Source organism: Acinetobacter sp. YH12137 (assembly GCF_013418535.1).
Classification (GTDB): Bacteria; Pseudomonadota; Gammaproteobacteria; order Pseudomonadales; family Moraxellaceae; genus Acinetobacter.
Genome location: NZ_VPBW01000005.1, coordinates 1 through 20,728 on the forward strand (window position 1 = coordinate 1; position 20,728 = coordinate 20,728).

The following is a 20,728-nucleotide window of genomic DNA, read 5'->3' on the forward strand; positions in this document are numbered from 1 at the left end:
ACTTTCAACTTTTGCCAGTGTTGATCTGTCAGCATGGTACGAGGCATAGCGAATAGTAAAATTGGGTTTGGCGATTTGATTTTACTACTTCGCTATTTTTTTAAGCTAAAAGTGTCAACACACCCTAGTTAAATGCTTTTTATATTTTTATAAGTTGGAATCTTCTCAATGGAAGATAGCCGTAATTATCTTGCTAACAAGAAGCCAAACAAGAAATGATCTGATTTTTAAATATCCTGAAATTTAAGCAGGGTTTGATGTGCTGGATGACCTTTTGGCATCAGTTCAATCAGACGTTCAACCGCATCAATTGCTTCAGGAAAACGTGCTACATGTTTCAGCAGCACATCAGTTTCATTGGCTTTGAAAATAGCATCACTGAGACGTGATTCCAGACAATCCCGCCATGCACATAAAAATGGGCTTTCAGTTTTTGCCAGAAAAACTCCAGTATAAAGTTTTAAGGCTGAATCGATATAACCTGCATCTAAAGACTGTTCGGTTTGCAGGAAGTCTGCTTCAACATGCGCCAGCAATCGATAAGGGCGCGAACCAAGCATACCGCCCAGAATATCTCGTAACTGTGACATTTCAGCTTTTAGCGTACCCATGCTGACTTTACGTTCGCCATAAAGTGCCTGATGCAAGTGATCCAGACTTAAACCTTGTGGGAATAAAGCCAGAATAGCGAGAATTTCAGTCTGGCGTGGGGTTATGGTCAGGGTTTTACCATTAAAAATGACCTGCGGGACAGAAAAGGCACGAATATATAAACGCTGTTTTTGCGATTCCAGTAAAGCAGATTGAATGATGGATGCACAACGTTCGGCTGCTAATAGCCCTAAGCTATTATGTTTTTGCCAGTGGGTGGACAGATCAATAACCCCTAGAATCTGTTTGGAATAAGGATCAATAATGGGGGAGGCATAACAGACTAGATCCTGCACGGAAGGCATGTAATGTTCGCTGGAAAACACGCAGCTCGATTGTTGGGTTTTGATCGACAGGGCAAGGGCATTGGTCCCGACCAGTTCCTCACGCCACTGACCGCCTTCAACTAAGTGAATATTATCAGCAATTGTGCGCAATTCAGGGCAGGAGGCCCGCCATAGTACCGTACTGCCAATATCTCCAACGGCCAAAACCATAGAGGACTGTTCGGCAATATGCCTCAAACTTTCAGCACAATGTTCCAAGGCATGACTTAAAGCCGAAGAAGTGCTGATTTGTTTTATATCTGTTAATGGGGCAGCCAGACGATTTTTGGGAATCTCGGCTAAAGAAGAGCGTTGCCAGGAGCTAACGATGCTCTGTTCGAGTTGTGCTGCATGTGAAGGCGATAAACTGCTGCTTTGACGAAGCTGATCAATTTTTTGCCTTTGTTGTATCAAGCTCTGTTCTGTCATCATTCCTTATTCTCACAATAATTCATGATTTACATCCAAATGTAATTATTATTGTTTTTATGAGGAATCAAAAGAAATGTAAATCGGTTGAGTGCCAACCTTTCTCCAACCTTATAACGCGTATGTTAACTAAATAGAGTACGGATGTACCTTATACCAAAGCTGTAGATGCAGCATTTTTAAAGATTAAAATAAGCAAAGGAAATACATATGCGTTATATCGATCCGAACCAGCCTGGCTCAAAAGTTCATTTCAAAGCCCAGTATGACAACTTTATTGGTGGGCAATGGGTGCCGCCAGTCAAAGGCGAATACTTTGATAATATTTCTCCTGTAGATGGCAAGCTGTTTACCAAAGTGCCACGTTCTAGCGTGGAAGATATTGAACTGGCGCTGGATGCTGCGCATAAAGCTAAAGCACAATGGAATAAATCATCTCCAACGACTCGCTCTAACATTCTGCTCAAAATTGCTGATCGTCTCGAAGCCAATCTGGAACTGCTGGCGGTGGCTGAAACCTGGGACAATGGCAAGCCAATCCGTGAAACCCTGGCTGCTGATATTCCTTTAGCGATTGATCACTTCCGCTATTTCGCCGGCTGTATCCGTGCGCAAGAAGGCGGCATTTCTGAGATTGATGAAGATACCATTGCCTACCATTTCCATGAGCCTTTAGGTGTGGTTGGTCAGATCATTCCATGGAACTTCCCGATCTTGATGGCAGCATGGAAATTGGCACCGGCTTTGGCCGCAGGCAATTGTATCGTTCTGAAACCGGCAGAGCAGACCCCGGTCAGTATTCTGGTACTGGCTGAACTGATTCAGGACCTGTTACCTGAAGGTGTATTAAACATCGTGAATGGCTATGGTGTTGAAGTCGGCCGTCCACTGGCTGTGAATCCGCGTATTGCCAAAATTGCCTTCACTGGTTCGACTGCTGTAGGTCAGCAAATCATGCAATATGCCACTGAAAATATTATTTCGGTGACACTGGAACTTGGTGGTAAATCACCAAATATTTTCTTTGAAGATGTCATGGCGCAGCAGGATGATTATCTGGAAAAAGCACTGGAAGGTTTCACCATGTTTGCCTTGAACCAAGGGGAAATCTGTACCTGTCCATCACGTGCTTTGGTCCAGGAAAGTATTGCTGATCAGTTCCTGGAACTGGCAATCGATCGGGTTAAACGTATTAAAACTGGTCATCCACTCGATACTGAAACCATGATTGGTGCGCAGGCATCGCAGGAACAGCAGGACAAGATTCTGGGGTGTATTGCAACAGGTCGCGGCGAAGGTGCAGAAGTGCTTGTTGGTGGCGGTGTACGTCAGGAAGTCGGGCAAGGCTTCTACATTGAACCGACCATCTTTAAAGGCACCAATAATATGCGTACCTTCCAGGAAGAAATTTTTGGGCCGGTACTGGCAGTAACCACCTTTAAAGATTTTGATGATGCCATCAAGATTGCCAACGATACGATTTATGGCCTAGGTGCTGGTGTCTGGTCACGTTCGGCACATACCTCGTATCGCGCTGGCCGTGCCATTGAAGCGGGTCGTGTCTGGACCAACTGCTATCATATCTATCCGGCCCATGCAGCCTTTGGTGGTTACAAGAAATCTGGGATCGGTCGTGAAAACCACAAGATGATGCTGGATCATTACCAGCAGACCAAAAACCTGTTGGTGAGTTATTCAACCAAGCCAGCTGGTTTCTTCTAAATAAAAGCAAAAAAGCGAACTTCGGTTCGCTTTTTTTATAGTAGAGAATCTTTAATAAGTGGTATTTGAGATATAGATCACAGATGCTAATTAAAAGCATGAATCAATTGAAATTTAACTTTATCGGAAAGTTGAAAAAATGAATGAAATAGGTTTTACATTTTGAAAAATTCTGGTTATAAGTTAGAGGTGGTTTTTATCCAGAACAACAAATCGACACTCAGGAAGGGTGCCTAAAGAAGCGTATTTTAAAAATGATGAAACGGGAGTTTTATAATGCTTCAACTACTGAAAAAACTATTCTGCTTGCACATTTATGAATACCAGCAAATGGAGGAAATTGGGGCAGATTGGGAATGCCGCAAATGTGGTACCCAAAGAGATTAAAAAATACTGCAAGAAAAAGTGAGCGATATGCTCACTTTTTTATATCCATTATATTTAATCTAAACTCATATCCATTAAAATCATTACCAGTACCACATGATGAGAAGGCTTAAATGAGCAAAGATTTCCATGCCAAAACCTATATTGTAGATGAAAATCTGGCTGACACTTTACACTGGTTAAGCCTGCATCAGGACTGTTATGACTCTTTTAGTTTTGATGCACTGACGCAGGAACTGGTCGTACATCATGCCAATGGAACAGACCAGATCCGGATCGGTGATTATCTCAATGCCAGTTATGGCATTTTAATTACTGCGCATAACTTTTCAGCATCTTGAATTATTTCAATTAACTTGCCATTGCATCAGTCGCCAATGCGCGGATGCTTGGCTTTGGTTGTTCTGCTACCAGTCCCAATTTTTCAAAGAGCTGTTGGTCACGACCTTTGGCTGTATTTGGAGTCGTTAGAAGTTTTTCGCCTGAGAAAATTGAGTTGGCGCCTGCCATAAATGCCAATGCCTGATCTGAGTCAGTCAGTGATTCACGGCCTGCCGAAAGACGAATATAACTTTTTGGCATCAGAATGCGGGCCACTGCAATAGTTCGAATCCATTCAATCACATCCAGTTTTTCAACATCTGCCATCGGTGTGCCTTCGATTGGCACCAGCATATTGATAGGCACAGATTCCGGATGAATTGGAAGGGTAGAAAGCTCAAACAATAAACCGATCCGGTCATTACGACTTTCACCTAAGCCGACAATGCCACCACTACACACTTTTAAACCCGCTTGACGCACATGATCCAGTGTATCCAATCGGTCATCAAAACTGCGGGTACTGATAATATGTGAATAGTATTCACGTGACGTATCCAGATTGTGATTGTAATAATCCAGTCCTGCATCTTTCAGGCGTTCTGCCTGTGAGGCATTCAGCATGCCTAAAGTCATACAGGTTTCGAGTCCCAGTGCTTTGACTTCACGTACCATGTCCAGTACATAAGGCATATCACGTTCATGCGGATTACGCCATGCTGCTCCCATACAGAAACGTGAACTGCCAGAGGCAAGAGCTTCTTTTGCTTCCTGAATTACTTTTTCTACTGCGATTCGTTTTTCCGCTTCGAGTTTGGAGTCATAATGTGCGGACTGAGAACAGTATTTGCAATCTTCTGGGCATTTACCGGTTTTAATAGAGAGCAGGGTACTGACCTGAACGGCATTGGCATCAAAATATTGACGATGAACCTGTTGAGCCTGAAAGAGCAAATCCATTAAAGGTTGTTGATACAGGGCCTCAATTTCTGCACGAGACCAATCATTACGTATCGGATCAATACTGTTCATCTGTCCATCCTTGTTCATATTTATTTATCAGGCTCCATCTTAAGTAAAAGTATCGCCATCTTCATTAGCAAAATATGACCTTATAGAAAAAACAAAACCCACACAAGGTGAGCTTTGTAGTTGAACTCTTGATCGGAGTTTATTCACGATGATTTCCGTGAATATTCTGGTTTTGTAAATCACTACGATGTTGCTTGTTTAATACACGTTCATCTTGTTCGTGCTGGTTATTTTTTGGAGAGCCAAGCGGGCCATGTTGTGACTGCTGCTGTTGCTGTTGTTGCTGCTTCTGGTGTTGATGTTGCAACTCTTCAAGCTGTTCCTGATTTTGATGTTGTGTATCAGATGACTTTTGCATATCCACCTCCGGCTTTATTTCTATTCTTTTTCCTTTATGCCATAGCTTGCACAGTAACTGTGTAAGGCTTTGACGAGAAAATGTGAACCGAAGTAAAAATTGAAAATTACCGGGATTTTGCCAGTTGTTCCTGTATGGCCCAGTCAATATGAACTTGTACAATCTCATCATGTTGATTCTGCTGAGCTTGTAATGCCTGGACAATCTGTGGATCAAAAGGCGCATTACCCAAGCCGATCGCAATATTGCGCATAAAGCTCTGATAGCCGGTACGGCGTAATGGACTGCCTTCAGTTGAGCTTAAAAATGTAGCTTCATCCCATTGCCAGAGATCCAGTAAACTCACTTGATCCAGTCCATGTCGGGGGTGAAAATCTTCAATATTAGTTTTTTGAGCAAAGCTGTTCCACGGACAAATCAACTGACAATCATCGCAACCGAAGACCCGGTTACCAATCCCTCGACGTAACTCCTCTGGAATGATCCCTTTATACTCAATGGTTAAATAAGCAATACAGCGACGTGCATCCAGCATATACGGTTCAACAATAGCCTGTGTCGGACAAATATCAATACAGGCTGTGCATGAACCACAATGTTTGCTTGCAGGCTCATCAAAGGGCAGTTCCAGTGAGCTAAACAGCTCACCTAAAACAAAGAAAGACCCGGATTTTTTATGGATTAATAAAGTATGTTTACCGGTCCAGCCCATGCCCGCACTTTCGGCCAGGGATTTTTCAAATACAGGAGCAGAGTCTGCAAAGGGGCGGGATTCAAATTCACCAACTTTTTCCCGAATTTTAGAAGCCAGCATTTTTAGGCGCCCGCGCATGGTCTTATGATAGTCACGACCACGGGCATAACGGGCAATAATCGCAGAATTTGGTGCATAGGGCACTAGACGCGGTTCTGGAAGATCGACCAGATAATCCATTCGTACACAGATCACGGATTTGGTATTGGGAATAAGCAGTGTGGGATCGGCACGTTTTTCCAGATTTTCTTCCAAAAACTTCATATCACCGTGATAGCCGCGGTCTAAATATTCCTGCAAGCGGACTAATTCTGCTTGAGCATCCGGTTGGGCAATGACACAATCAGAAAAACCCAGTTCTCGTGCCTGCGCTTTGATCCACGCTTTCAGTTCATGGGGATCTTGTTGATAAACTTGGATTTGCGCTTGGGAATCGGGTGTTGTCATAAACCAGAAACAGGAAATAAGAAATGCAGCAGCAAGTTTATCATAGCCGCAATATACAAGCATGGGAGCAGCGCTGGTTTGGCAAGCAAAATAGTTCTTATGGTTTGATGCAACAGGTAGCATGGTCGATTGCGCAGCGACTCATCCCTTTGTTGGAACAACAGCAATTGACCCGAATCGCTGTGTGTTGCGGTCAGGGTAATAATGCCGGTGATGGTTATCTGATAGGTAAATATTTAAAACAGGCCGGTTTTGAAATAGATATTTATGCAGCAGAACCCAATCCATCACAGGATCTGGCTCAAGCAATCCGGGAAACTCAGCAAATCGGTATACCCACTTATTCAGGTTTTAATTTTCAGAAACAATATGATGTCTATATTGATGCCTTATTTGGGATCGGCTTGAACCGTGATCTGAATGAAAATTGGCAACAGATTATTCAAAGCATTAATGCCCAGCAAGGTCTTAAAATTGCAGTGGATATTCCAAGCGGACTGCATGCCAATACCGGACAGTCTTTGCCGGTTGCCATTAAGGCAGATCATAGTTTTACTGTTTTAGGTTTAAAGGCGGGACTATTTACCGGACGAGGCAAAGAATATGCCGGCAAGGTAGAGGTCATCTCGGTTATTCCTCCCGATGCTGAACTTGTGCCGATAGCTCAAATTTCCTCGACTCAAATTCATCTGCCTAAACGTGAAGCTTTTGGACATAAGGGCAGTTATGGGCATGTGCTCGTAATTGGGGGGCATGCCGATATGGGCGGTGCGGTCATTATGGCAGCTGAGGCAGCCTTTGCTGCCGGTGCAGGTAAGGTCACTGTGGTTTGTGATGCCAAACATCATACTGCCATTTTGTCACGTGCTCCGAATATCATGCTGCGTGATATTAATGCGCTAGATGCTGAGCAACGCCAAGCTTTAGTTCGTCATGTGGATGCTGTCTGTTTTGGTATGGGGTTAGGACGAGATACTTGGGCTGAACAGCAATATAAATACTGGTTTGACCTGATTCAGCAATCAGAACTGGAGACAGTTCTCGATGCAGACGCCTTGTGGTTTCTGGCAAAATCACCACAAAAGTTGAATGCCCATACTTATGCAACACCACATCCGGGTGAAGCGGCTACTTTGTTAGAAATGAAAGCATCAGAAGTCGAAGCAGATCGTATTCAGGCAATTCAACAGCTCCAGCAAAAATATCAGGGACAATGGGTGCTCAAAGGTTCAGGTAGCCTGATTTTAGAAGATGCTCTTTTCATCTGTACCGCAGGCAATGCCGGTATGGGAACCGGAGGAATGGGAGATGTACTTGCTGGCATGATCGCAAGTTTGAAAGCCCAATTTAAAGATGCCACCCATTTACATGAAATCGTAACTTTGCACGCACTTGCCGGTGATGTATTGGCGAAAAAAGGTGAACGCGGCTTGCAGGCACAAGATATGAAACATGCCATTTACCAGGTTGTGAACCACTAAGGACAATAAAAATGCAGGCCATTCATTTGATCATTCAGGGCAAAGTGCAGGGCGTGGGCTACCGTCGCTGGTTTGAACAACAAGCAATTCAATTAGGTTTAAAGGGTTTTGTGCGTAATCTGGAAACAGGCGAAGTTGAGGCTATCATTGTGGGGAAGGAAGCGATTGTTCGGGAAATGATCCAGCTCAGCAGAACTGGACCACAACGTGCAGAAGTCACTGCAATTCATCAGCAGAAATTGACTCTTCAGGACGCTGATTTTCAGGATTTTAAAGTATTAACTAAAGACTAACGACGACGGGTGCTGACCCGGCTGCGTCCGCGTGCCATACCGCCTAAGGCATTCAATACGGCCATTTTACTCATGCTGCCTGAAGCATGAGCATGACAAATCGCAGCAGCAAGTGCATCGGCAGCATCTTGTTGCGGTTTGATTGTCAGGTTCAGAATACGCATAACCATCATCTGAACCTGTTCTTTGTCTGCAGCGCCATAGCCCACAACAGACTGTTTGATCTGCCGTGCCGTATATTCGGCAACTTTCAGATCCAGATTCACCAAGGCTGCGACTGCCGCACCACGAGCCTGACCCAGTTTGAGAGCAGAATCCGGATTTTGTGCCATAAACACCTGTTCCACCGCAGCCTCGGTCGGGCCGTAAAATTTGACAATCCGTTCGACACCAGCAAAGATTCGTTTTAAACGTTCAGGCATTTCCGCTGTTTCAGTTCTAATCGTTCCTGCATCAACAAAAGTGAGTTTTGAACCTTCTTTCTGGATGATACCGTAACCTGTTAGACGCGAACCGGGATCAATCCCAATAATTAATGACATGCCTGCACTTTAAAAATAAAATAATGCCCATATTGTTACATAAGCGTATCAAAAAAGCTTGATCCTGATGAAGCAGTTGATTACAGCATCCTAATATTTATTTTACTGAGATTAGATTAATTTTCATGAAATTATTTCTTATTATCCTGGCCGGCTTAGTCCTCGAAGTATTTGTATGGATTGGCGTGGGTGACCTTGTCGGGAGCATGTGGTACGTATTTTTCTGGTTCGTAGCGGCCTTCTTTATCGGTATGAACCTGATCCGGAAATATTCGGCCGGTGTAATGCCACAAATGCAGCAAATGCAGATGGGACAGATGAGTGCAGATCCAGCATTATCAAATAATTTGCCTAAAATCTTAGCCGGCTTTTTCCTGCTGATTCCTGGTTTGATTAGTGATGTGCTTGCGGTATTAATGCTGATTCCACCTGTACAACGTGCTTTCCAGGCAGCCATGATGAAAATGATGATGAAACGTCAGCAAGCCATGATGGAAAAAATGATAGGTGGCATGATGGGCGATGTCGGTGGCGGTGCAGATCAAAACCCGTTTGCTGAAATGATGCGTCAAATGCAGGATATGCAGAACCAGCAGGGGGGGCATGGTGATTCGACCATTATTGATGGTGAAGCCCGTGAAGTGACCCCAGAAGCCAAGAAAATTGAAATGAAAGATGTGAACAAGAAATAAAATCACGCTTTCAATATAAATGCTTCAAGCCGAATCTCATGATTCGGCTTTTTTATTGGAACTTTCTAATTTCATTAAACAAAAGTTATAATAGTTTTTTTACCATTTGATCTTTTTTAAATGTCTTTGCTTTTTACCATCTGTTTTCTACATTTTGTAGCTCAATTAAGTCCCGGTCCTGACATCTTACTTATCGCAACAAGTGCAGCTTCTACGACACGTATGAATGCCCTAAAGGTAATTGCCGGAATTTCAGCGGGGATCGTGGTTTGGGTGGTATTGACGCTAGCAGGCTTTACCGTATTGATCGACCAGTTTCCCTGGATTCAACAGGTATTGATGGTCATCGGTGGGCTATTTTTGGCCAAAATGGGCTGGGCCATGCTAAAAGGTGGATGGCAAGGTTTTCAGAACAGGCATCAAGCTCAAGATGATTTAAATACGGTAGAAACACCAAAAAGTTACTTTATGCAGGGTTTATTGACTAATCTGTCGAATCCTAAAACCCTGATCTATTTCAGTAGCGTATTTTCACTTGCACTGAGCTCATCAGCTTCTGATTATTTAAAAGCGCAACTGGCAGTGATTATTCCGCTGCAAACCTTTATTACTTTTACTTTACTGATGCTATTAATTTCCCATCCCAAAATTAAAGAGGCTTACCAGCGATCAGGAAGTTATATCGATATGATTTCAGGCGGGTTATTCCTGATTTTTGCAGTCTGGTTATGGTATGACGCGTTGGTTCTAATGAACTAAAAATCTTAATTCGATGGGGTAATAGAGGAGTTTTCGGTAGAAAGCTGCTGTGCAGCGGAAGCATCAGAAACTGGATGATCCTGTTTCTGCACTGGAGACTGATAACGATTCGGTTTAAGGGTGGCCTCAGTATTTTCCGAACCCTGATAACTGCGACTGCGATTGGCACGCTCACGTAAGCCGCCTTTTTTAATTAACTGAACCATTTTCATCTCTCACTGCAAGATGACTTATTGTAATTCAAATTTTCTATTCTGGCAGCGTTTCATATTCAAGTTAAAATCGCATAAAAAAGACCTGATCCAAGTCAGGTCTTGCTTGAGGATAAAAAAATTAGCGCGGACGTTTATTATCTTGTTGCAGCACATCAAATAAAGATGATTGAGCTGGCGCTTCTTGTTGCTGTGACTGGATATAGACATGCATTACCTTGAATGCGATTGCAGTAACCAGACAGGCCACCAGACATAAAATCCAAAAACCATAAGGGCTGCGAATATTATGTGAGCCACAGGCATGACATTCTTTTTGGCCAGCTTCCACAACTTTATCGCAGCACGCACAGTGATATTGATAGTACATTGCTAAGCTCCATTACATTTTTGATATTTTTTTTGTTATCTTTCACGGACTTTTATTTCAGGTATTTCAGGTCTGCATTTCATGTTAATGATGAAATTAGACGCTGACAAGTCATATAACAAAAAGTTACCCAAGTCTCAGTGAGGAAAACAAATAATAATTGGCTAAGTACATAACATCGTTACATTATTTCAATAAAATTCTCTGAAATAATTAACTATGCTATCTATCAATTCATAAGCAATTTTTGAACCAGTTCGAGTGGAGCTTAAGAAAAACAAGTATAAAATGGCAAATAGACAGGGCAAAAACTTGGATGAATTGATCTGCCCTACAAAATAGAATGATATGGAATATATTTTGCTTATTTTTTAACTATTCGTTGCACTGTATTAAGTCTATAAAAATGTTTAATTTCAATAATTTTTATGAAAGTGCCCTATAAACTTAAGGAACAATACTGATCTCATGAAGAAAATATCACTGTTTTTATCATCCTTGCTTTGTATAAGCAGTCTTTATGCCCAATCGGATATTGAAAAGGAAGTTATTGCCCAGTTTCAGCAGGATTTTAATGCGCAAAATTATACAGCAATTTTTGAAAAGTTTTCACCTGAAGCGAAAAAGGCAATTCCTTTAAATATGTTTGAAAAAGTCTCTAAAGACTTGCAGCAGCAACTCGGCAAAATACAAAGTCTTGAGTATATAGAGTCTAAAGGCAAAGAGACTGCAGTCTATAAGGCCAACTTTGAAAAAGATCGTCTGAAACTCAGCATGAGTTTGAATAATGATCAACAGATTTCCGGCCTTTTATTTACGCCCTATATCGAATCTACCGCAGCAAATAATAAGACAGTCAATGCTATTCAAGGCTATCCAAAAGCGATTGCAGAGAAAATTTATCAGGTTACTCGTACTTTTCCAGAACAAACTCAAGTAGCGATAGCGGTATTAGATCAGGACAAACCCCATTACTATGGAGTACAGAAGCATAAGGACAAAATCCAGGCCAAGGCCAATCAGGATAAAATCTTTGCAATTGGTTCTCTGACCAAAGTGATGACATCAACCATATTGGCTGAACTGGTGACACAAAATAAAATTAAACTGGATGACAAGATTAATCCTTATTATGCCTTTCCATTCAAGGACAATATCCAGGTTCGCTTTCAGGATTTAGCCAATCATACGTCTGGACTGCCACGACTACCGAGTAATTTGGAAGTAGATGATGATACTGATCCATATAAGGAATATGATGCAGCTAAACTGGAAGAATATTTAAAAAATTCCTTAGAGCTTGAACATGCAAATAACAGTGGAAAAGTGCCACATTATTCTAATTTGGCTGTGGCTTTATTGGGACAGAGTTTGAGTCAATCGCAAAATAAGGATTTTGCTGAGTTACTCAATGAATATGTCTTTAAAAAGTATGGGATGAAACATAGCTATACCTCGCCTGATCAAGCAGCTAAGCAACTTGTGTCTGCATTTGATGCCCAAGGAAAAGAAATCACCACCTGGGCATTTGATACCTTTTTACCTGCGGGCGGTGTACTCTCTACAGCTTCAGATTTAACCAGATTTGCACAAGCTCAACTCGATGCAAAAAATGCGGCAGTACAATTAACTCAGCAAGCAACCACAGAACAAGCAGGTAGCTACCAATTGGGATTGGGCTGGTTTGTGCGAGAACAGGAAAATGGCACCAAAATCATCTGGCATGGGGGAAATACCGCAGGGCATTCTGCTATTTTGATGATTGATTTAAACAAGAAAAAGGCAGTGACGATTTTAGCCAATGTCGCTGCTGTACATCCTGAAATGGGAAATATTGAAAAACTGGCAGCTCAACTCTTACAGGAATAAATCAGCTTTGAGATAGTAAAAAGCCCGCATTGTGCGGGCTTTTTTAATTCATGGATTTTAAGGATTACTGACCAGAACGAATGATGTAATCAAAGGCAGATAATGATGCTTTGGCACCTTCACCAGTCGCGATGATGATCTGTTTGTAAGGAACAGTGGTACAGTCACCTGCAGCAAACACACCTTTCACATTGGTTTCATTGCGTTCGTTAATCACAATCTCACCACGGTTGGTTAGCTCAACATCAGTTCCTTTCAGGAAGTCGGTATTTGGCAACAAACCGATCTGAACGAAGATCCCAGCCAACTCAACAGTGTGCTCTTCATCAGTTGCACGGTCTTTGTATTTCAACGCTGTGACTTGTGAACCGTCACCGATCACTTCGGTAGAAAGCGCATTTTTGATCACAGTGGTGTTTGGCAAACTGTTCAGTTTGTCCTGCAACACCTGATCCGCACGTAGTTTGGTATCAAACTCAACCAGCGTTACATGCTCAACGATACCTGCAAGGTCAATTGCAGCTTCTACACCCGAGTTACCACCACCGATCACTGCAACACGTTTGCCTTTGAACAGTGGACCATCACAGTGTGGGCAATACGCTACACCACGAGTTTTGTATTCCTGTTCACCTGGAACATTCATCTCTCTCCAGCGTGCACCGGTAGACAGAATGACTGTTTTAGATTCAAGTTTCGCACCATTTTCTAAAGTCACTTCTACCAGACCATTCGCTGTGCTATCTGCGCCTTTGATGTCAGACACACGTTGCAGGTTCATGATGTCAACGCCGTATTCACGCACGTGTGCTTCCATTTCAGCGGCAAATTTCGGACCTTGGGTTTTTTGCACTGATGTGTAGTTTTCAATGTCCATGGTATCCATGACCTGACCGCCCATGCGTTCAGCCACGATGCCAGTTTTAATACCTTTACGTGCTGCATAGATCGCTGCAGTATTCCCTGCAGGTCCACCACCAATTACCAAGACATCAAATGCATCTTTGGCATTGAGTTTTTCAGCATCTTTGGCTGCAGCATTGGTATCCAGTTTGGCAATGATTTCTTCCAGTGTCATACGACCCTGACCGATATGTTCATTGTCCTGAAACACCATTGGTACGGCCATGATTTTGCGTTCTTCCACTTCGTCCTGGAAGAAAGCCCCATCAATCATGGTGGCTGTTGTACCCGGGTTATAGATGGCAATCAGGTTCAATGCCTGAACGACATCCGGACAGTTATGACAGCTGAGTGATACGAATACATCAAAGTCAGATTTGATCCCCAAACCTTTAATTGATTCCAGAACTTCGGCAGAGACTTTTGGTGCATAGCCTGAAGTTTGTAACAATGCCAGAATCAGGGAAGTAAACTCATGACCCATCGGCAAGCCTGCAAAGAACACACGAGGCTGTTCACCGGCTTTTGCCACACCAAAGCTTGGTGCACGTTTGTTGGTACCGTCAAAACGGGCAGTCACTAGATCAGAAAGCTGGGCGATTTCCTCAACCAATTCTTTGATTTTAGCTGATTTGTCAGAGCCATCCAGAGTTGCCACTAATTCAATCGGGCCTTCCAAACGTTCAAGTAGTGTTTTTAATTGAGCTGAAGTATTTTGATCTAACATTGCTAACGTCTCCAAAGGAGTAAGAATTCATTCGATAAGTAGATACTAAGCTAAATCGATAAATAGATAAAACAGTTTGTTTTTATAAATTTGATCGGTTTTGCAAATGTATTGAAAAATTCATGATTAATTTCAAGCTTATATATGAGTGCTTAGCATGAATTTTCAAGTAGTTTAAAGTGTGATTGGTCTTTTTCAGTTAAGATTGGAATTCTGCATTTGAGAGTTGAACGATGGAATTACAACGCGGTATTTATCAACATTATAAGGGCAAGCTTTATCAGGTTCTGCATGTGGCAACGCATAGTGAAACGGAGGAAAAGCTGGTGGTTTATCAATGCCTTTATGGTGACTATTCGATTTGGGTTCGACCGCTATCCATGTTTACGGAAAGTATTAGTACCAGTGATGATCGTGAAGTAGAACGCTTTAAATTGGTTCAGGCACTTTAATCAATCCATAAAAAAATTATTTAGATCACCTCAGAGAAGAGCAATGAATCAATTACAACATTTTGAAAGTTTTATGCAGGAACTGTATAAGACCTTTCATGCGCATGATCTTCAACAAACTGAACGTCTGCAACGTTATCGAAATATTGAGCCTGAATCAGGCCGATTTTTATCATTACTCATTCGTGTCCAGCAATCCAAACGTATTCTGGAAATCGGTACCTCTACGGGTTATTCCACTTTATGGCTGGCCGAAGCCGCCCGGCAGACTCAAGCGACGATTACAACATTAGAAATAGATGCAGAAAGAGTTGCGCAGGCCGAGCAGTATGCAAGTCAGCTAGGCTTGAAGGATTTGATTGATTTTAAAGTGACAGATGCCTTGCATTATCTGCACGCTGAGCAGGACGTATTTGATTTTATATTGTTAGATGCAGAACGTGATGCTTATGTGGATTATTGGACCCATTTGGCCCGATTACTCAAGCCAAAAGGTGGAGTATTACTGGTGGATAATGTGATTTCACATGCTGCGGAAGTAGAAGAATTTATTCAGCTCATCCAGCAGGATTCAGGTTTTATCATGAGTACGTTGCCGATTGGAGCTGGCTTACTCATGGTGACTTATCGTTAAGCAGAAATTAGTTAAATTAAAACAGGCAAACCCGGTCGAAATGTAAGTTGTATTCAAGATATTTCTGTACAAAGGCCATTTTATCTTGTCGTCTTAACAGGTTGTCATAAACAAATTCGGGAACAGGATGGTAGAGTTCTATATCGCCATTGCTATAAATGATTTTCAGGTGGCGGCTAGAAGGACTATAAGCCCATGAGATCACGGTTAGCAGTTTTTGCATACGTTTTCCTCCACTGAATATTATTATCTTATGTCTTGAACTTATGCCAACTGACATTGAAGATGTATAACTGAATTGTAAGCATAAGTAGGGGATTGTTATGAAGAGGATGCAATATGCATGCCTGATTTTTATATGATCTTTAAAGTGAAAAATAAAGATTTAATAGGATGGCTTTAGATACAAGAAAAGGGAAAATAAAACGTTTGGCCAATAGAGCAATCAAATAAACGTTCAAATAAAAAACCACGCTAAAAGCGTGGTTTTTTTGAATCAGTTCAATCTAATGCAGATTAGATTTTACCAACTAGGTCGATTGAAGGAGCAAGAGTTGCGTCGCCTTCTTTCCATTTAGCTGGGCAAACTTCGCCTGGGTGAGCGTGTACGTATTGAGCTGCTTTAACTTTACGAAGAAGTTCTTGAGCATCACGACCGATACCGCCAGCGTTGATTTCAACGATTTGGATTTTACCTTCTGGATCGATCACGAAAGTACCACGGTCAGCAAGGCCGTCAGCTTCGATTAGTACGTCGAAGTTTTTAGCAAGAGTCCAAGTAGGATCGCCAACCATTACGTATTGGATTTTTTTGATTTCTTCAGAAGAATCGTGCCAAGCTTTGTGAGTGAAGTGAGTGTCAGTAGAAACTGAGTAGATTTCAACGCCTAATTTTTTGAATTCTTCGTAGTTGTCAGCAAGGTCGCCAAGTTCAGTTGGGCAAACGAAAGTGAAGTCAGCTGGGTAGAAGAATACTACAGACCATTTACCTTTAAGGTCAGCTTCTGTTACTTCGATGAATTTACCATTTTGGAACGCAGTTGTTTTGAACGGTTTAACTTCAGTATTAATTAAGCTCATCATTGTCTCCATGATTGAGGTTTGTATTTAATTTCCGATAGGGTACAGAAATTATTTTTCTTGCTGAAACAGTATTTTTACATAACATACATCGGAAAAACCGAATTAAGCTAAAAATAAAACACCATCAGCACAAACAGCATTGCTCTTGATATAAATGATTCAACCGTAGAATGGTGAATACATCATGACAAGACTCACCCCGATTTAATGCCTCTTCAGACATGATGCCGCAAGCAGTAAAATTCAAGGGCAAAAATTAAAAAATTATAAAAATATTCAAAATGGCCGTTCTTTCGCTTAGGGGCAATACAGCGTAAAATAGCTGCCTATTGTCTTTTTTTATATCAGGTGTTTTCTCAGTGCAGAGTCCTTTAAATGTAGATCAGCTCGTTATGGCGCGTGACCGTCATCGTTTAAATCGACTCCAAAAAGGTAAAGATGCCAACCAAAAGCAATATCAAGAATTATTTGAAAAATCGCATGCCAAAGTCATGCAGCGTATCGAACGCATTCCCAATATCAAGCTGAATCAGGATCTGCCTGTTACCCAGTATGCAGACAAGCTGATTGAAGCGATCCAGCAACATCAGGTCATTATTGTGGCTGGTGAAACCGGTTCCGGTAAAACTACGCAATTACCACAAATCGCCATGCTGGCAGGTCGAGGCCTGACTGGTCTGATTGGCCATACCCAGCCACGTCGTCTAGCTGCGCGTAGCGTCTCACAGCGTATTGCAGAAGAAGTTGGCGAGAAACTGGGTGAATCAATTTCCTTTAAAGTCCGTTTTAATGAACAGGGCTCACAGGATTCGATCGTCCGTTTGATGACGGATGGTATTTTATTGGCAGAGTTGGCCAATGACCGGTTCCTGACCAAATACGACACCATCATTATTGATGAAGCCCATGAACGCTCGCTGAATATCGATTTCATCATGGGTTATCTCAAGCAGCTGTTGCCGCGTCGTAAAGATTTAAAAGTGATCATTACCTCGGCAACGCTGGACGTAAACCGTTTTAGTAACTACTTCAATGGTGCGCCGATCTATGAAGTGGAAGGACGTAGCTATCCGGTAGAAGTGCGTTATCGTCCAATTTCTGAAATGAGCATTGTCGGCAGTGATGACGACGAATTTGATGATTTTGAAGAAAATCTGCCACGCGCAGTGGTTGCAGCAGTAGAAGAATGTTTTCAGGATGCACAGGAAAAAGGTCATCCGGAACATGCTGATATCCTGATTTTTGCCAGTACCGAACAGGAAATTCGTGAACTGCAGGAAACCTTGATCAAGCATGGTCCACGCCATACTGAAGTACTTCCTTTGTATGCGCGTCTGGCACTGGCTGAACAGCAAAAAATCTTTAATCCATCGGGCGGCGGTCGACGGATTATTATCGCCACCAACGTAGCAGAAACAGCATTAACTGTTCCGAATATTCGTTATGTGATTGATAGCGGTTTTGCCCGTATTTCCCGTTATAACTATCGTTCACGGGTGCAGCGTTTACCGATCGAAGCGGTTTCTCAAGCTGCTGCCAATCAGCGTAAAGGCCGTTGTGGCCGTATTGCGCCAGGCGTCTGTGTTCGTCTGTACAGTGAAGAGGACTTTTTAAGTCGTCCTGAATTTACCGAACCTGAGATTAAACGGACCAATCTGGCATCCGTTATTTTACAGATGCAAAGTCTGGGCCTAGGTTCACTGGAAGATTTTGATTTCATTGAGCCACCAGATCACCGCCTGGTCAATGATGGTCGCAAGCTCTTGATTGAGCTTGGGGCAATGACAGAGAAAAATCTCCCTAAAGTTGCCGACGAAAAGCAGTCGGGAACTTCTTCCCCCTTTAATAAAGGGGGAACACAAGGGGGATTAACCAAGATCGGTCAGCAAATGGCAAAAATGCCAATTGATCCACGTCTGGCGCGAATGATTCTTGGCGGTGCCCATTTTGGTGCACTGAATGAAGCTTTGGTGATTGTCGCGGCGCTGGCAGTACAAGACCCACGTGAACGTCCTGCGGATAAGCAGATGCAGGCTGATCAGAAACATGCCTTGTTCCGTGAAGCAGATTCAGATTTCCTGTTTTATATCAAGCTCTGGGATACCCTGCATAATAACTGTGAAAGTATGAGCGAAAACAAACGTCGTACTTTTGCACGGAATCATTTCCTGAGCTGGTTACGTCTGCGTGAATGGAAGAAAACTCATGAGCAGCTGGTGGATCTGGCTAAAGGCTTAAAACTGTCCTTTAATGAAAAGAAAGCCAGTTATGAAAATCTGCATCGCGCTTTATTGACTGGCTTACTGTCTTTTATTGCCAACAAGACTGATGAACGTAATGTGTTTATGGCAGTTCGTCAGCAGAAAGCACGAATTTTCCCGGCATCAACGCTGCACAAAACCAATACCCCATGGGTGATGGCTTTTGAAATGGTTGAAACCTCGCAGGTGTATTTACGGACTCTAGCGAAAATTGAGCCGGAATGGATTCTGCTAGCTGCGCGTGACTTGCTGAAACATCACTATTTTGAGCCGCACTGGTCGAAAAAAGCGGGTGTAGTCAATGCCTATGATCAGATTTCGTTATTCGGCCTGATCATCGAGCCGAAGCGTCCGGTCAATTATGAGAAAGTGGATCAGCCTGCTGCGCATGAAATCTTCCTGCGTGATGCACTGACCACTGGAAATCTCGGTATTAATCCCCCATTCCTGAAGCATAATTTGCTGAAACTGGAAGAAGTGGAACGGGTAGAAGACAAGCTACGCCGTCGTGACTTGGTCGTGGATGAAGAAACCATTTACCAGTTTTATGCCTCCAAAGTGCCGCCAGAAGTGGCGAGTCGCCGTAGTTTTGAAGACTGGCGTGCCACGGTAGAGCCACATGATCCACGTTATCTGTTTATTGATGATGATGCGCTGTGGCTGAATGATCGTCCAACCACACAACAGTTTCCGGATTATTTACGTAATGGTGAATTGCGTCTGGCGACCAGTTACCGTTTTGACCCAAGTCATGATGAAGATGGTGCAACGGTTAAAATCCCGCTGCAGGCTTTGCCGCAGGTCGATGAAAATATCTGGTCATGGGGGGTTCCAGGCTGGCGTCTGGAACTGATCGAAGCTTTATTAAAGACTTTGCCTAAAGATAAACGCCGTAGTCTGGTGCCGATTCCAGATACTGCGAAAAAGCTAGCAGCCCGTATTGATGCGGTAAATTTACGTGAGCATATTTTCAGTTTTCTGGCTTTCCAGTTGCGTGGCGAGCAGATTACAGAAAAAGATTTTAGTCTGGATCGGGTTGAGCAATATCTCTTGCCTTTGATCAAGGTGATAGATGAAAAAGGTCACGTGATTGAACAAGGCCGTGATCTGGCCGAGCTAAAAGCCCGTTGCCGTACTGAAACTCATAGCCCGGTGAAACAGTTAAAAGGTGAATTTAAAACCTTCCCGGAAAACTTTGTCTTTGAAGCATCGCAGAAAGTGACGGGTGTAGTCGTTAAGCAATATCAGGCACTGGTTCCTACCAAAGACTTTGCTGCACTGGAACAGAAAGATGAATCTGGTGTCGTGATTCAGACCTTTAATGATCAGGCTGAAGCCGTCAAACAGCATCGTGAAGGGATCATTCGGCTGGTGCATATGCAGCTCGGAGATCTGGTGCGTCAGCTGAAAAAACAGATTTCCAAACCGCTGGCACTGGCATATTCACCGCTTGGCGATAAGGCCCAACTGGAGCAAATGTTAGTTTATGCCACACTCCACCTGTCAATTAATGAGCTGCCTGTCAATATGCAAGAGTTCCAAAAGTTGGTAGAGGATGTAAAAAAATCTTTCCTGACTCATGGCCAGACTGCACTGAAAGAAATCACGGATATTTATATCCAGTGGCAGGAAATTCGTCGTAAATTACTGGTTTTAGACCCATCTATATTTGGAAAAAATATTGATGATATTGAGGATCAGCTTGATTTGATGAGTCTTTCTGACTTCGTTTATCGGAAACCTTCCGACGTATGGTCAGAATTTCCACGTTATTTGAAAGCCCTGATCTTGCGTTTAGAGCGCTTGCCAAATAACCTACAGAGGGATGATTCCGCCATTGACCAAATTGATCCGTGGATGGAAAAATTATTTAAGTTTAAAAATGACGCTCGCCTTAAAGAATTGTATTTTATGGTTGAGGAGTTAAGGATCTCATTGTTTTCTCAACCGATGAAAACGAAAACACCCATTTCTCCAACTCGCCTGCAAAAAGTATGGGAACGTCTTGGAATCAGTTAAGATA

The 20,728-nt window shown here is 42.7% G+C and carries 20 protein-coding genes; 10 read left to right on the forward strand and 10 right to left on the reverse strand.

Annotation, left to right across the window (positions count from 1 at the left end; all coding sequences use genetic code 11):
* Nucleotides 1-227: 227 nt before the first annotated feature.
* Complete coding sequence (locus FTU72_RS04045) at nt 228-1,409, reverse strand: helix-turn-helix domain-containing protein (protein WP_166139384.1); 1,182 nt, start codon at nt 1,407-1,409, stop codon at nt 228-230.
* Between the two features lie 207 nt (nt 1,410-1,616).
* On the opposite strand from FTU72_RS04045, the gene FTU72_RS04050 reads away from it, so the two are divergent.
* A complete protein-coding gene (locus FTU72_RS04050) occupies nt 1,617-3,128 on the forward strand; it encodes an aldehyde dehydrogenase family protein (RefSeq protein ID WP_179993090.1) in 1,512 nt (503 codons plus the stop codon).
* A gap of 500 nt (nt 3,129-3,628) precedes the next feature.
* Nucleotides 3,629-3,856: a hypothetical protein gene (locus FTU72_RS04055; protein WP_125279759.1), complete on the forward strand. Its 228-nt coding sequence runs from the start codon at nt 3,629-3,631 to the stop codon at nt 3,854-3,856.
* A gap of 10 nt (nt 3,857-3,866) precedes the next feature.
* On the opposite strand, the gene bioB is transcribed toward FTU72_RS04055, so the two are convergent.
* From bioB to queG, 3 genes are all read right to left on the reverse strand, one after another.
* On the reverse strand, nt 3,867-4,868 hold the full coding sequence (gene bioB / locus FTU72_RS04060) for a biotin synthase BioB (RefSeq protein ID WP_179993091.1): 1,002 nt from the start codon (nt 4,866-4,868) through the stop codon (nt 3,867-3,869).
* Nucleotides 4,869-5,007: 139 nt separating this feature from the next.
* On the reverse strand, nt 5,008-5,226 hold the full coding sequence (locus tag FTU72_RS04065; protein WP_005236211.1) for a hypothetical protein: 219 nt from the start codon (nt 5,224-5,226) through the stop codon (nt 5,008-5,010).
* A 106-nt stretch (nt 5,227-5,332) separates the two neighbouring features.
* Nucleotides 5,333-6,427 (reverse strand): tRNA epoxyqueuosine(34) reductase QueG, encoded by a 1,095-nt coding sequence (gene queG / locus FTU72_RS04070; protein ID WP_159124491.1) that lies wholly within the window; start codon nt 6,425-6,427, stop codon nt 5,333-5,335.
* A 23-nt stretch (nt 6,428-6,450) separates the two neighbouring features.
* Here queG and FTU72_RS04075 point away from each other — a divergent pair, with 23 nt between their 5' ends.
* Together FTU72_RS04075 and FTU72_RS04080 are read left to right on the forward strand one after the other, a co-directional pair.
* On the forward strand, nt 6,451-7,908 hold the full coding sequence (locus FTU72_RS04075; RefSeq protein ID WP_179993092.1) for an NAD(P)H-hydrate dehydratase: 1,458 nt from the start codon (nt 6,451-6,453) through the stop codon (nt 7,906-7,908).
* A gap of 11 nt (nt 7,909-7,919) precedes the next feature.
* Entirely contained in the window at nt 7,920-8,201 is a 282-nt protein-coding gene (locus FTU72_RS04080) for an acylphosphatase (protein WP_179993093.1), read from the forward strand.
* On the opposite strand, the gene ruvC is transcribed toward FTU72_RS04080, so the two are convergent.
* Nucleotides 8,198-8,743 (reverse strand): crossover junction endodeoxyribonuclease RuvC, encoded by a 546-nt coding sequence (gene ruvC / locus FTU72_RS04085; RefSeq protein ID WP_004784062.1) that lies wholly within the window; start codon nt 8,741-8,743, stop codon nt 8,198-8,200. The two genes, FTU72_RS04080 and ruvC, sit on opposite strands and share 4 nt — an antisense overlap.
* Before the next feature lie 125 nt (nt 8,744-8,868).
* On the opposite strand from ruvC, the gene FTU72_RS04090 reads away from it, so the two are divergent.
* Nucleotides 8,869-9,435, forward strand: a complete 567-nt coding sequence (locus FTU72_RS04090; protein WP_179993094.1) for an FxsA family protein — start codon at nt 8,869-8,871, stop codon at nt 9,433-9,435.
* Between the two features lie 120 nt (nt 9,436-9,555).
* Nucleotides 9,556-10,194: a LysE family transporter gene (locus tag FTU72_RS04095; RefSeq protein WP_179993095.1), complete on the forward strand. Its 639-nt coding sequence runs from the start codon at nt 9,556-9,558 to the stop codon at nt 10,192-10,194.
* 5 nt (nt 10,195-10,199) lie between these two features.
* Here FTU72_RS04095 and FTU72_RS04100 read toward each other — a convergent pair whose 3' ends face one another.
* Nucleotides 10,200-10,400 (reverse strand): hypothetical protein, encoded by a 201-nt coding sequence (locus tag FTU72_RS04100; RefSeq protein ID WP_179993096.1) that lies wholly within the window; start codon nt 10,398-10,400, stop codon nt 10,200-10,202.
* 127 nt (nt 10,401-10,527) lie between these two features.
* Nucleotides 10,528-10,776 carry a hypothetical protein gene (locus FTU72_RS04105; RefSeq protein ID WP_179993097.1) on the reverse strand — a complete coding sequence of 83 codons (249 nt, stop codon included), beginning with the start codon at nt 10,774-10,776 and terminating at the stop codon, nt 10,528-10,530.
* Between the two features lie 468 nt (nt 10,777-11,244).
* On the opposite strand from FTU72_RS04105, the gene FTU72_RS04110 reads away from it, so the two are divergent.
* Nucleotides 11,245-12,645, forward strand: a complete 1,401-nt coding sequence (locus tag FTU72_RS04110) for a serine hydrolase (protein ID WP_179993098.1) — start codon at nt 11,245-11,247, stop codon at nt 12,643-12,645.
* A 64-nt stretch (nt 12,646-12,709) separates the two neighbouring features.
* On the opposite strand, the gene ahpF is transcribed toward FTU72_RS04110, so the two are convergent.
* The gene (gene ahpF / locus FTU72_RS04115; protein ID WP_180011488.1) at nt 12,710-14,275 is read right to left on the reverse strand and encodes an alkyl hydroperoxide reductase subunit F; all 1,566 of its coding nucleotides are present in this window, start codon (nt 14,273-14,275) and stop codon (nt 12,710-12,712) included.
* A 233-nt stretch (nt 14,276-14,508) separates the two neighbouring features.
* Here ahpF and FTU72_RS04120 point away from each other — a divergent pair, with 233 nt between their 5' ends.
* Both FTU72_RS04120 and FTU72_RS04125 read left to right on the forward strand, forming a co-directional pair.
* Complete coding sequence (locus tag FTU72_RS04120; protein WP_125279047.1) at nt 14,509-14,727, forward strand: DUF1653 domain-containing protein; 219 nt, start codon at nt 14,509-14,511, stop codon at nt 14,725-14,727.
* 43 nt (nt 14,728-14,770) lie between these two features.
* Entirely contained in the window at nt 14,771-15,361 is a 591-nt protein-coding gene (locus FTU72_RS04125) for an O-methyltransferase (RefSeq protein ID WP_180011491.1), read from the forward strand.
* A gap of 16 nt (nt 15,362-15,377) precedes the next feature.
* On the opposite strand, the gene FTU72_RS04130 is transcribed toward FTU72_RS04125, so the two are convergent.
* A complete protein-coding gene (locus FTU72_RS04130) occupies nt 15,378-15,584 on the reverse strand; it encodes a KTSC domain-containing protein (protein ID WP_004784043.1) in 207 nt (68 codons plus the stop codon).
* A 293-nt stretch (nt 15,585-15,877) separates the two neighbouring features.
* A complete protein-coding gene (ahpC, locus tag FTU72_RS04135; RefSeq protein WP_004784041.1) occupies nt 15,878-16,441 on the reverse strand; it encodes an alkyl hydroperoxide reductase subunit C in 564 nt (187 codons plus the stop codon).
* Nucleotides 16,442-16,803: 362 nt separating this feature from the next.
* Here ahpC and hrpA point away from each other — a divergent pair, with 362 nt between their 5' ends.
* Nucleotides 16,804-20,724 (forward strand): ATP-dependent RNA helicase HrpA, encoded by a 3,921-nt coding sequence (gene hrpA / locus FTU72_RS04140; RefSeq protein ID WP_179992420.1) that lies wholly within the window; start codon nt 16,804-16,806, stop codon nt 20,722-20,724.
* The last annotated feature ends 4 nt before the right edge of the window (nt 20,725-20,728 follow it).

Bases quoted from the DNA above. Each gene is read 5' to 3' on its own strand.
- FTU72_RS04080 (WP_179993093.1), top strand. From the start codon at position 7,920: ATGCAGGCCATTCATTTGATCATTCAGGGCAAAGTGCAGGGCGTGGGC.
- ahpF (WP_180011488.1), bottom strand. From the start codon at position 14,275: ATGTTAGATCAAAATACTTCAGCTCAATTAAAAACACTACTTGAACGT.
- bioB (WP_179993091.1), bottom strand. From the start codon at position 4,868: ATGAACAGTATTGATCCGATACGTAATGATTGGTCTCGTGCAGAAATT.
- FTU72_RS04050 (WP_179993090.1), top strand. From the start codon at position 1,617: ATGCGTTATATCGATCCGAACCAGCCTGGCTCAAAAGTTCATTTCAAA.
- ahpC (WP_004784041.1), bottom strand. From the start codon at position 16,441: ATGAGCTTAATTAATACTGAAGTTAAACCGTTCAAAACAACTGCGTTC.
- FTU72_RS04120 (WP_125279047.1), top strand. From the start codon at position 14,509: ATGGAATTACAACGCGGTATTTATCAACATTATAAGGGCAAGCTTTAT.
- FTU72_RS04055 (WP_125279759.1), top strand. From the start codon at position 3,629: ATGAGCAAAGATTTCCATGCCAAAACCTATATTGTAGATGAAAATCTG.
- FTU72_RS04110 (WP_179993098.1), top strand. From the start codon at position 11,245: ATGAAGAAAATATCACTGTTTTTATCATCCTTGCTTTGTATAAGCAGT.
- FTU72_RS04045 (WP_166139384.1), bottom strand. From the start codon at position 1,409: ATGATGACAGAACAGAGCTTGATACAACAAAGGCAAAAAATTGATCAG.
- queG (WP_159124491.1), bottom strand. From the start codon at position 6,427: ATGACAACACCCGATTCCCAAGCGCAAATCCAAGTTTATCAACAAGAT.
- FTU72_RS04105 (WP_179993097.1), bottom strand. From the start codon at position 10,776: ATGTACTATCAATATCACTGTGCGTGCTGCGATAAAGTTGTGGAAGCT.
- FTU72_RS04125 (WP_180011491.1), top strand. From the start codon at position 14,771: ATGAATCAATTACAACATTTTGAAAGTTTTATGCAGGAACTGTATAAG.
- ruvC (WP_004784062.1), bottom strand. From the start codon at position 8,743: ATGTCATTAATTATTGGGATTGATCCCGGTTCGCGTCTAACAGGTTAC.
- FTU72_RS04075 (WP_179993092.1), top strand. From the start codon at position 6,451: ATGCAGCAGCAAGTTTATCATAGCCGCAATATACAAGCATGGGAGCAG.
- FTU72_RS04130 (WP_004784043.1), bottom strand. From the start codon at position 15,584: ATGCAAAAACTGCTAACCGTGATCTCATGGGCTTATAGTCCTTCTAGC.
- FTU72_RS04100 (WP_179993096.1), bottom strand. From the start codon at position 10,400: ATGGTTCAGTTAATTAAAAAAGGCGGCTTACGTGAGCGTGCCAATCGC.
- FTU72_RS04095 (WP_179993095.1), top strand. From the start codon at position 9,556: ATGTCTTTGCTTTTTACCATCTGTTTTCTACATTTTGTAGCTCAATTA.
- FTU72_RS04065 (WP_005236211.1), bottom strand. From the start codon at position 5,226: ATGCAAAAGTCATCTGATACACAACATCAAAATCAGGAACAGCTTGAA.
- FTU72_RS04090 (WP_179993094.1), top strand. From the start codon at position 8,869: ATGAAATTATTTCTTATTATCCTGGCCGGCTTAGTCCTCGAAGTATTT.